This window comes from Paraglaciecola sp., assembly GCF_051252315.1.
GTDB lineage: Bacteria > Pseudomonadota > Gammaproteobacteria > Enterobacterales > Alteromonadaceae > Paraglaciecola.
Genome location: NZ_JBPOFP010000235.1, coordinates 1 through 2627 on the forward strand (window position 1 = coordinate 1; position 2627 = coordinate 2627).

Here is a 2627-nt window from a genome sequence, read left to right on the forward strand (position 1 = left end):
GGATTAGGTAGTAGATTGCGCCCAATTACGAACCATATTCCGAAATGTATGGTTCCAATTTTAGATAAACCTCTGCTTGACTACTGGCTAGAATTGCTGGTTCCGAATCAAGATATTGATGAGATATTTATCAACGTTTGTTATTTAAAAGACGTCGTAGTTACACATTTGGAGCGACATTGGAGGCACTGTGAAAAAATAACAATTTGGTACGAAACGGAATTATTGGGAACCGCAGGTACACTACGTAAGAACATCCATCAATTAACCAGCGAAGATACACTTATTATCCATGCTGATAATCTATCTAAGTTTAACCTCAATGCCTTTATCCATGCTCACCACTCACGCCCTTTAAATTGCGAAGGCACCATGATGTTGTTCAAAACAGATTCGCCATCAAGTTGCGGTATTGTCGAGTTAGATACGCACAATAGAGTTTTAAAAATGCATGAGAAAGTGAAAATGCCACCGGGCGATTTAGCCAATGGAGCCGTGTATATTTTTTCTCAAACAATACTGGAATGTATAAAAGAAAGTGAAGCGTTTGAAATTAGCGCGGATGTTATCCCATCATTTTTAGGTAAACTATTTTCTTGGAAAAATTCTATCTATCACAGAGATATAGGAAACCCAACTAGTTACCAACTAGCCTCAAAAGAATATAAACAGTTGATATCGATATAGTCAAACTCAACTAAATTGTTCAATTGCGAGTTTCAAACGTAAGGATTCCAATGGCAAATTTCCAACGTTAGTAACTTGACATGCTGCAGCTACCGAGCCTATGAAAGCGGCTTCCCAAATCGTAGCTCCAGAAGCTAGTGCCATGACTGAGGCGGCAAAAAGGCAATCACCGGCTCCCGCTGGATCTACGGGGTTAGCCGCTAGAGCACTAATCCGATCATTTTCCCAACTGTTCTTAAGTGGTTCATGAATAAAAATACCTTCTTCGGCTAGGGTGACAAATAAGTTTTTACAATTTGATACTTCTGTCAACTTTTGTCCTAACACCACCAAACCATCTTTATCATTCTTCAAAGCGATTCTAACTTCACGCTCAGTAGGTGTAATTAAATCCATGCCTTTAAACCTAGCGATATCACCAACTTGAGACGAGCTTTGACTATCCGCAGCAACAATTATGTTGTTAGACTTAGTTAGTTCTACAATTTCATCCACCAGCTCTTGCGGGAGCATTCCATAATTAAAATCAGAAAAAAGTAAGATATCGAAATCACTAAGAGAAGATCTTAGCTTTGCCAGGATTTGTGATTGAATTTCTTTAGATATATCGTGAGACCTAACCTCATTAACTCTCAACATAGTTTTGTTACCAACTCTATATCTAGTTTTTAAGTTAGTTGGTCTAGTATCGTCATGCTCGACTTCTAACTCGATTCCATATTCTTGTAATCTAATTTTTGCAAACTCAGCCTGTCTATCAAACCCCATGACACTGTAATAACTAACTGATGAAGCGCCCATAGACTTGGCATGACCGGCAACAATTCCAGCTCCCCCTAAAAAGTATTTTGATTCGTCAGGTGTGACAACAATAGTGGGATCTTCTTGAGACATTCCAACAGCATTACACTGAATATACTGATCAACTATCGTATCACCAATAACCAAGACCTTTTTATCGCCAAAGCCTTCGATGATTTGATTAACTCTTTTCAAATCAATATTCTTACGACCCAGGTAGCCATTTAAACGTTCAACTTGAACATCTTTAGTTGAAGACGTAACCTTAAGATATGAACGAGAACTCGATCCGCTATCTCCAGAGCTAAATATTAACTTACCACCATACTGATCTAAGGCTTTACGTTCTAAATTAAAAACCCCTTCGTATTCCTTTCCTTTTACGACAGCCCAAGGTTTTAACTGTTCTATTAATTCATTACATTCTTGATAATTAACAAAGCCATAATCCACATGCTCTAACGAAGCAAGTACTTCTAATCTATGTTGTTCATCTAAGCTATCCAATGGTTTGGCAATTGAATTACTATTCACCCCAACAATTAATGTATCTCCACATTCTTTTGCGAATCGTAATAATCGAATATGTCCTGGGTGCAGCACGTTAAAGTTTCCAGTAACTAATATGACCTTCCCCAAAGAAGAAGTTTTAGCCAATATATCTTGTAAGGTAGTAAGGTTAGACAAATGAACTCTCTATTTATTGAATTAATTGCAACAGCAAAAACCAGTTAACGACTGAAAAATAAGAATATTATATCTTTAAACAGGTTTCACTCTTTAACTTAAAGATATATCGGCTTTAGATAAAAATACTTAATTTGAAAGTATTCCCTCCTTGATTCGCAATTGATTAAGTCTAATCAAAACAACTCTTTACCTATGATCTCTTGACCCTGTTAAATTTTCAGGCACAATCAAGGTAACGACTTACACAGCCAAAACAATCATGTTAAAAAACATACACTTACACATAGAAAAAAATAACAATAAGCAAGAAGAATTAGAAGTTGCGTTGGCTAAACACATTACTCAAACTCAAAAAGACAACATAAATGCTTTTCAGCGGCACATTCCTTCCGTAGTTGACATTATTAAGCATAGTCATAGCCAGAACATATCAGTTTTTTGTAATAAGT

The 2627-nt window shown here is 36.6% G+C and carries 3 protein-coding genes; 2 read left to right on the forward strand and 1 reads right to left on the reverse strand.

All coding sequences use genetic code 11. The features are described 5' to 3' along the window. The coding region (locus ACSHXM_RS21580) for a nucleotidyltransferase family protein (RefSeq protein WP_435692456.1) at nt 1–687 on the forward strand (687 nt) is incomplete at its 5' end. A 6-nt stretch (nt 688–693) separates the two neighbouring features. Here the strand turns inward: ACSHXM_RS21580 and ACSHXM_RS21585 are convergent. After that, nucleotides 694–2175 (reverse strand): PfkB family carbohydrate kinase, encoded by a 1482-nt coding sequence (locus tag ACSHXM_RS21585; RefSeq protein ID WP_435692458.1) that lies wholly within the window; start codon nt 2173–2175, stop codon nt 694–696. Between the two features lie 262 nt (nt 2176–2437). On the opposite strand from ACSHXM_RS21585, the gene ACSHXM_RS21590 reads away from it, so the two are divergent. Further along, a partial coding sequence (locus ACSHXM_RS21590) for a hypothetical protein (RefSeq protein WP_435692460.1) occupies nt 2438–2627 on the forward strand: 190 nt, incomplete at its 3' end.